7 protein-coding genes are annotated in these 7,967 nt (G+C 67.6%); 4 read left to right on the top strand and 3 right to left on the bottom strand.

What is annotated here, in order from left to right:
* Nucleotides 1–185 precede the first annotated feature (185 nt).
* Nucleotides 186–575 carry a c-type cytochrome gene (locus AC5O77_RS18850; RefSeq protein ID WP_012510782.1) on the top strand — a complete coding sequence of 130 codons (390 nt, stop codon included), beginning with the start codon at nt 186–188 and terminating at the stop codon, nt 573–575.
* Nucleotides 576–584: 9 nt separating this feature from the next.
* Nucleotides 585–1,046 (top strand): c-type cytochrome, encoded by a 462-nt coding sequence (locus AC5O77_RS18855; protein WP_006361215.1) that lies wholly within the window; start codon nt 585–587, stop codon nt 1,044–1,046.
* 287 nt (nt 1,047–1,333) lie between these two features.
* Here the strand turns inward: AC5O77_RS18855 and AC5O77_RS18860 are convergent, their stop codons facing one another.
* Together AC5O77_RS18860 and AC5O77_RS18865 are read right to left on the bottom strand one after the other, a co-directional pair.
* A complete protein-coding gene (locus AC5O77_RS18860) occupies nt 1,334–3,217 on the bottom strand; it encodes an ATP-binding cassette domain-containing protein (protein WP_180836829.1) in 1,884 nt (627 codons plus the stop codon).
* A 423-nt stretch (nt 3,218–3,640) separates the two neighbouring features.
* A complete protein-coding gene (locus tag AC5O77_RS18865; RefSeq protein ID WP_478057137.1) occupies nt 3,641–4,516 on the bottom strand; it encodes a LysR family transcriptional regulator in 876 nt (291 codons plus the stop codon).
* Between the two features lie 102 nt (nt 4,517–4,618).
* Between AC5O77_RS18865 and AC5O77_RS18870 the strand changes: the two genes are divergently transcribed.
* Both AC5O77_RS18870 and dbpA read left to right on the top strand, forming a co-directional pair.
* On the top strand, nt 4,619–5,698 hold the full coding sequence (locus tag AC5O77_RS18870; RefSeq protein WP_478057136.1) for a YeiH family protein: 1,080 nt from the start codon (nt 4,619–4,621) through the stop codon (nt 5,696–5,698).
* 154 nt (nt 5,699–5,852) lie between these two features.
* Complete coding sequence (gene dbpA, locus AC5O77_RS18875) at nt 5,853–7,229, top strand: ATP-dependent RNA helicase DbpA (protein WP_478057135.1); 1,377 nt, start codon at nt 5,853–5,855, stop codon at nt 7,227–7,229.
* A 142-nt stretch (nt 7,230–7,371) separates the two neighbouring features.
* On the opposite strand, the gene AC5O77_RS18880 is transcribed toward dbpA, so the two are convergent.
* The gene (locus AC5O77_RS18880; protein WP_071228978.1) at nt 7,372–7,908 is read right to left on the bottom strand and encodes an adenine phosphoribosyltransferase; all 537 of its coding nucleotides are present in this window, start codon (nt 7,906–7,908) and stop codon (nt 7,372–7,374) included.
* Nucleotides 7,909–7,967 lie beyond the last annotated feature (59 nt).

Below are 7,967 nucleotides of genomic sequence, written 5' to 3' on the forward strand. Positions count from 1 at the left end.
GTGGACAGGTGTGGTAGCAAAGTAATGCACCACTTCACGGCAACACCATATCCCAAAGGTCATGGTGTCTTCGTGCCGCTGGTCGGCCCGCCCCCCATTTCAGCTAGATGAAACCTGGGGCTATACTCGGGTCGTTCCGTACCCCACGCCGGAACGACCAGACCCGAATCCCCGGAAACGACACCATGCGCCCGCAGCCGCTCGCCGCTTGTCTCGCTCTGGCCGTCCTCCTGCCCCTTGGGGCCGCCGCACAGCCCGCTCCTGCTCCTGCCACACCCGCCCCGGCTCCGGCGCCCGCCGCCGCGCCGCAGGCCACCGCTCCCACCGGCAACTTCGACAATGGCCGTGTCCTGGCCTACACCTGCCAGGGGTGCCATGGCATCACCGGCTACAAGAACGCCTACCCCAGTTACCGGGTGCCGAAGATCGGCGGCCAGACCCAGCAGTACCTGGCCCAGGCCCTGACCGAGTACCGCCAGGGCAAGCGCAGGCATCCGACGATGCAGGCGCAGTCGATGAGTTTCAGCGAACAGGAGATCGCCGATCTCTCTGTTTACCTGTCCACCGTCAAGTAAGGCCCGCCCATGTCGAAAGCCGCGCATCCGATGCGTCACGCCATCGCCCTGTCCGTTGCCCTGCTGCTGGCCGCCTGTTCACAGTCGCAGGTGGAAAACAGCGAGAAATCCGCCGCCGACCCGGGCCATGCCAGCGGCGAACACGGTTCTTCATCCTCTGCCGGCCTGCCACCAGGCCGCGAGGCCGCCGGTGAAGCCCGCGCCAAGGTGAAGAGCAAGGCCACCAACCAGAGCTGCATCGACTGCCACGGCGCCGACGGCAACGCGCCGATCGATGCGACCTACCCGAAGCTGGGTGGGCAGTACGGTGATTACCTGGCGCATGCGCTGCAGGCCTACCGTGCCGGTGACCGCCAGCATGCGCTGATGACGCCGCAGGCGAAGGACCTGAGTGATCAGGACATCGCCGATCTGGCCGCGTACTTCGGCAGCCGGCCGAGCCAGCTGCGGGATCTGCACGGGGTTAAATGACCACGCTGCGCGGATCATGACTGCTGCAATCTGAGGCGTTCATGGGCGTTACTTTTCTTTGCGCGCAAAGAAAAGTAACCAAAAGAAACGCTCCGCCGTCCGCGAGCCGATGCTGCGCACCGGCACCCTGCGCTCCTCGGCCCACCGAGGGACGGCGCGGGAACTCGCTACGCTCAGACACCCGCGCCTCTTCGCCCTCGCCGGACCTGCGGTGCTCGGCTCGCTTCAAGGCGGAATCAGATCAAAAGCCACAGCCGCCCGCCGGGCGAGACGGCCGTGGCAGACGCTCAGCCTTCCAGCTCTTCCCAGCGCGCGTACGCCGCATCCAGCTCGGCCTGCACCTTGGCCAGCTGCTGGGTGTGCGCCGCCACTTCAGCGCTGCTGCGGGTGTAAAACGACGGGTCGTTCATCGCCGAGGTCAGCCCTTCGACGTCGCCTTCCAGCTTCTCGATGGTCTTCGGCAGCTGCTCCAGCTCGCGTGCTTCCTTGTAGGCCAGCTTGCGCTTGGGCGCGGCCGGCGTAGCGGCCGCTGCAGCAGGTGCAGCTGCGGCTGGCTTGGCGGCAGCCACCACCGCCGGCGCGGCGGCAATGCTGCTGGCGTACCGCTGCCAGTCGCTGTAGCCACCCACGTACTCACCGATCACGCCGTCGCCTTCCATCACCAGCGTGGAGGTCACCACGTTGTCAATGAAGTCACGGTCATGGCTGACCAGCAGCAGCGTGCCGGTGTACTCGCCCAGCAGCTCTTCCAGCAGCTCCAGGGTTTCCACGTCGAGGTCGTTGGTCGGTTCGTCCATTACCAGCAGGTTGGACGGCTGCGCGAACAGCTTGGCCAGCAGCAGGCGGTTGCGCTCGCCACCGGACAGGCGGGTGATCGGCGCACGCGCACGTTCCGGGGTAAACATGAAGTCCTGCAGATAGGCATGCACATGCTTGCGCTTACCGTTGAACTCGAGGAAATCGCGGCCTTCGGCCACGTTCTCGATCGCGCTCCAGTCTTCGCGCAGCACCGCGCGGTACTGGTCGAAATACGCGATCTGCAGATTGGTGCCCGCGTTGACCTCGCCCTTGGCCGGCTGCAGTTCGCCCAGCAGCAGCTTCAGCAGCGTGGTCTTGCCGCTGCCGTTGGGACCGATCAGGCCGATGCGGTCGCCACGCAGGATGGTGGTGGTGAAATCGCGGACCATGGTGCGCTCGCCGAAGGCGAACGAAATGTCCTTGACGTCGATGACCTTCTTGCCGGAGCTGACGCCCTGCGCGGCTTCCATCTTGACGTTGCCGCTGAGGTCGCGGCGCTGCGAGCGTTCGGTACGCATCGCCTTCAGGCGACGTACGCGGCCTTCATCGCGGGTACGGCGCGCCTTGATGCCCTGGCGGATCCAGACTTCTTCCTGCGCCAGCAGCTTGTCGAAGCGGGCGTTTTCCTGCGCCTGCGCATTGAGGCGTTCCTCGCGACGGCGCTCGTAGTTGGCCCAGTCGCCCGGCCAGCTGGTGACCTGGCCGCGGTCGATCTCGACGATGCGGGTGGCCAGCGCACGCAGGAAACGACGGTCATGGGTGACGAACACCACGCTGCCGCTCCAGCCCTTCAGGAACGCTTCCAGCCAGTCGATGGCTTCGATGTCCAGGTGGTTGGTCGGTTCGTCCAACAGCAGCACGTCGGGGCTGGACACCAGCGCGCGGGCCAGCAGCACGCGGCGCTTCATGCCGCCGGACAGGCGGCCGAACTCGGCCTCGCCATCCAGGTCGAGCTTGGTCAGGGTTTCGCTGACACGCTGGTCCAGGCCCCAGCCGTTGGCGGCGTCGATCTTGGCCTGTACGTTGCCAAGGGCTTCGCCATCGAATACTTCGGCATGGCTGAGGTGGTGGAACTCGGCCAGCCACTGGCCCAGTTCGCCGAGGCCGTCGGCGACGACGTCGAACACCGAGCCAGCAGCGCCGTGCGGCACTTCCTGCTCCAGGCGGGTGACACGCACGCCCTGCTGCACGCGGACTTCGCCGTCATCGGGCTTGTGGTCGCCGGACAGCAGCTTGAGCAGGGTGGATTTGCCGGCGCCGTTGCGGCCGATCAGGGCGATGCGTTCGCCCGGCTCGATCGACAGTTCGGCCTTTTCCAGCAACAACGGGCCGCCGACGCTGAAGTCGACGTTCTGTAGGGTAATCAGAGGCATCCGGCCATTGTACCGGTTGGGGGCGTCGGCCGGGCTGCACCCGGCACCCGCAGAGGCAACGGCCGCAGCCAAAGCAACGTCAAAAGCTGGTTTCCTGTGGGATGGCGGGGTGGGTCCGGTTGCGGGGGACGCTGCAAGTACGTCCATGTAAGCTCGGTCGCGCTTGCTCGTGTGCGCTGTCCTGCGCACACGGCAAGACCGGGGTTGGGCGTCCTGCCCAACCCGCCCGAGGCATGCCTCGGGCCCATGGCGCTCACGCCCCCGCAACCGGACCCACCCCGCCTTCGACAGTTTCCCGCTGCTGTTGGTGGGTGCCGACCGTTGGTGGGTGCCGACCGTTGGTCGGCACGGAGTCGGATCCCGTTGCTGCGCAACGGGCTCTGACCCTTTCGTGGAGTTCGCGCTGTGGAAGACGGATCTCGGCTACTGCACTTCCCCCAACAACGCCTGCAACCCGGGCAGCCATTGCTTGCCAGGATGGCGTACAAGCCACAGGGTGCGCTGCAGGGGGGGCAACGGGGTCTCAAGCACGCGCAGGCGGCCGAGGGCCAGCGGCTCTTCCAGCGCATGACGCGAGAGACAGGCCAGACCGAGCCCGGCGATGGCAGCCTGCTTGATCGCTTCGGTATTGCCCAGCTGCAGGGTCTGGGCGAAGCCGCGCAGGTGCGGCAACAAGGCCTGCTCCACCGCTTCGCGGGTGCCAGAGCCGGGTTCGCGCAGCAGCCAGCGCGCGCGGCGCAGTTCGTCCAGCGACCAGCGCGCGGGGGCATCGGTGGCAGCGACGATCACCAGCGGGTCCTGCTGCCAGGCGGTGACCTGCAGGCCGCGCTCGTGGCACGGGCCTTCGATCAGGCCGGCGTCCACATCCAGGCGCTGCACGGCAGCAACCACGCCGGCACTGTTGTCGATGCGCAGGTCGACCTCGGCCTGTGGCGCCTGGCGCAGCAGATCGGCGATGCGTGGGGGCAGCAGGTAATTGCCGATGGTGGTGCTGGCGGCCAGCACCAACCGCAGCGGTGCGCCCTGCGACGGGTCGCCGCCGGCGGCCAGCTGCCGCTCCAGATCGGCGGCGTTGACCAGCAGGGTGCGCGCCGGCTCCAGCAGCGCGCGGCCATGTCCATTCAGGGCCAGGCGGCGGCCGATGCGGTCGAACAGCGGGGTACCGAAGTGCGCCTCCAGTTCCTGCAGCGCGGCACTGCTGGCCGACTGTGAAAGGGCGATGGCCTGGCCGGCGGCGGTGGTGCTGCCGTGATCGGCGATGGCGACGAAGACCTGAAGCTGGCGCAAGGTGAGGCGCATGGCTGTTACCCGCTTGATAGGTAGGTTTCACCCATATTATTCGTTTTACAGGTCGATCAAGCAGGCGCACGCTTGCCCCATCCCTCCAGACCTGCCCCTGCCATGAACGCCCCCGCTCTCTCCTCCTGGTCCCTGCCCGCCCTGCGTCAACGCTGGCAGCCGCGCCTGCCCGGCCTGCTGCTGGTGGGCCTGATCGCGGCGGCGTCGCTATACCTGGCCGAGCTGCCCTGGCTGCAGGCGCACGGTCTGAGCGCGCTGACCGTGGCCATCGTCACCGGCATCGTGGTCGGCAACACCCTCTACCCGCGGCTGGCGCCGAGCAGCGCGGCCGGCGTGGGCTTCTCCAAGCACTGGCTGCTGCGCGCCGGCATCGTGCTGTATGGCCTGCGCCTGACCTTCCAGGACATCGGCCATGTCGGCGTCACCGGCGTGCTGATGGACGTGCTGGTGGTCGCCAGCACCTTCGGCCTGGCCTGCTGGCTGGGCATGCGCGTGTTCAAGATGGAACGCGAGGCGGCGATGCTGATCGGTGCCGGCAGCGCGATCTGCGGCGCGGCGGCGGTGATGGCCGCCGAACCGGTGGTGCGCGGCCGTGCGGCGCAGGTCACGGTGGCGGTGTCGACGGTGGTGGTGTTCGGCACGCTGGCGATGTTCCTGTATCCCGCACTGTATGCGCTGGTGCAGTCGCACGGCTGGCTGGCGATGGACGCGCAGCAGTACGGCCTGTTCACCGGTGCGACGGTGCATGAAGTGGCACAGGTGGTGGCGGCTGGCCGCGCGGTCAACGAAGCGGCGGCCGATACCGCAGTGATCACCAAGATGGTGCGGGTGATGCTGCTGGCACCGTTCCTGGTGGCGCTGTCGCTGTGGCTGGCGCGTGGCGGCAAGGCCAGCGCCGATGGCAGCAAGGCGCGCATCGTGGTGCCGTGGTTCGCTTTTGGTTTCGTGGCGGTGGCCGGGTTCAACTCGCTGCATCTGCTGCCGGCCGGCCTTCAGGCGGGGCTGGTGCAGCTGGATACCGTGCTGCTGGCGATGGCGATGGCCGCGCTGGGCCTGACCACCCACGTTTCGGCGCTGCGCCAGGCGGGACTGAAGCCGCTGCTGCTGGCGCTGATCCTGTTTGCGTGGCTGCTGTTCGGCGGGCTGGCGATCCACCAGGGTGTGCTGGCGGTGCTGGGCTGAGCGGGAGCGTGCCGACCAAGGTCGGCACCCACCAGTAGATCCACGCCATGCGTGGATGGCGGCTCCAATTGGGGGGCAGAGCCCTTTCCTGCGGAAAGGGATCCGACCCCACCCCATTAGGCGGGAGCGGCCGCGCGGACGGGTACAATGCGCCATGACTGACTTCTCGACCCTGCCGCTGAGCCCGGCCCTGCAGCCCGGCCTGGATGCCCTCGGCTACACCACCCTCACCCCCGTGCAGGCGCAGAGCCTGCCCGCCATCCTCGATGGCCGCGATGTGATCGCACAGGCGCCGACTGGCAGCGGCAAGACCGCCGCCTTCGGCCTCGGCCTGCTGCAGGCAATCGACCCCAGCGTTATCCGCGTACAGGCGCTGGTGCTGTGCCCGACGCGCGAACTGGCCGACCAGGTCGGCAAGCAGATCCGCAAGCTGGCCACCGGCATCCCCAACCTGAAGCTGCTGCTGCTGGTCGGCGGTGTGCCGCTGGGTCCGCAGCTGGCCTCGCTGGAAGGCCATGACCCGCACGTGGTGGTCGGCACGCCCGGCCGCGTGCAGGAGCTGGCACGCAAGCGCGCGCTGAATCTTGGCGCGGTGCGCACGCTGGTGCTGGACGAGGCCGACCGCATGCTCGACATGGGCTTCGAGGAGCCGATTCGCGAGATCGCCGGCCGCACCCACAAGGACCGTCAGAGCCTGCTGTTCTCCGCCACCTTCCCGGACAGCATCCGCGCCATGGCGCGTGACCTGCTGCGCGAGGCAGTGGAAGTGACCGTGGAAGGCGCCGACCAGGCACCGGCCATCCGCCACATGTTCTGCGAGGTGGAACCGGCGCACCGGCAGAAGGCGCTGGCTGGCCTGCTGCTTAAGTACACGCCGGAATCGGCCGTGGTGTTCTGCAACACCCGCAAGGACGTGGACGAAGTGGCCAACTCGCTGCAGCAGTTCGGCTTCTCTGCACTGGCCCTGCACGGCGACATGGAGCAGCGCGACCGCGAGGAAGTGTTGTTGCTGCTGGCCAACCGCAGCTGCAACGTACTGGTGGCCAGCGATGTGGCCGCACGCGGTCTGGACGTGGAAGAGCTGGCGGCGGTGATCAACTACGAGCTGCCGACCGACGTGGAGAGCTACCAGCACCGCGTGGGCCGTACCGGCCGTGCCGGTGCCAGCGGCCTGGCGATCAGCCTGGTTGCCGGCCGCGAGAAGACCCGTGCCGAAGCCATCGAAGCGCAGATGGGTCAGCCGCTGGACTGGCAGAAGACGCCGCTGGCGACTTCGCGCCCGGCCGAGCTGCCGCAGGCCGCGATGCGCACGCTGCGGATCGACGGCGGCAAGACCGACAAGCTGCGCCCGGGCGATATCCTCGGTGCACTGACCGGCGACGCCGGCCTGTCGAGCAAGTTCATCGGCAAGATCGCGATCTTCCCGACCCGCTCCTATGTGGCGATCGCGCGTGAGCAGGCCAACAAGGCCGTGGCCAAGCTGGAAGCCGGCAAGATCAAGGGCCGACGTTTCCGCGTGCGGATGATGTAACCGGGTGACCTGTAGAGTCGAGCCATGCTCGACTCTGTGGGAACAGCGAACGGCAACAGCGCTGCCAACCAAGGTTGGCAACTACCGGCTCCCGGCCATTCGCTCTGGTAGATGCCAACCTTGGTTGGCACCTACCCTCTAATCAGAACACCAGTTCGGTGTACAGCGGCAGATCCGCTTCCCAGCGTGCGCGGCCGCCAAGGCCGTCGAGCTCGACCAATACGCCGGCACCGACCACGTCAACGCCCAGGCGGCGCACCAGCGACAGCGCCGCAACCAGCGTGCCGCCAGTGGCCAGCACGTCGTCGATGATCGCCACGCGGGCACCGGCCGGCAGCGCATCGGCGTGCACTTCGATGCAGTCGCTGCGGTATTCCAGCGTGTACTCCTCGCGCAGCACCTGGCCCGGCAGCTTGCCCGGCTTGCGCACCGGCACGAAGCCGACGCCCAGTTCCAGCGCCATCGCGGCACCGAGGATGAACCCACGCGATTCGATACCGATCACCGCGTCCAGCTTCTGGTCGCGCCAGCGGTCGGCCATCGCGGTGATGGCACCGCGGAAGTCCTCGCTATGGGCGAGCAGCGGCATGATGTCCTTGAAGAGGATGCCGGGCTTGGGGAAGTCGGCGATGTCGCGCAGGCGGGAGGCCCACTGCGGAGCGACGATGGCGTCGGTCATGTCACGTTGGCTATCTGATGGCGGCATAGGGTACCTGTTCCTGTCTCTTATACACATCT

The organism is Stenotrophomonas sp. INTA L402-1 (assembly GCF_059295135.1).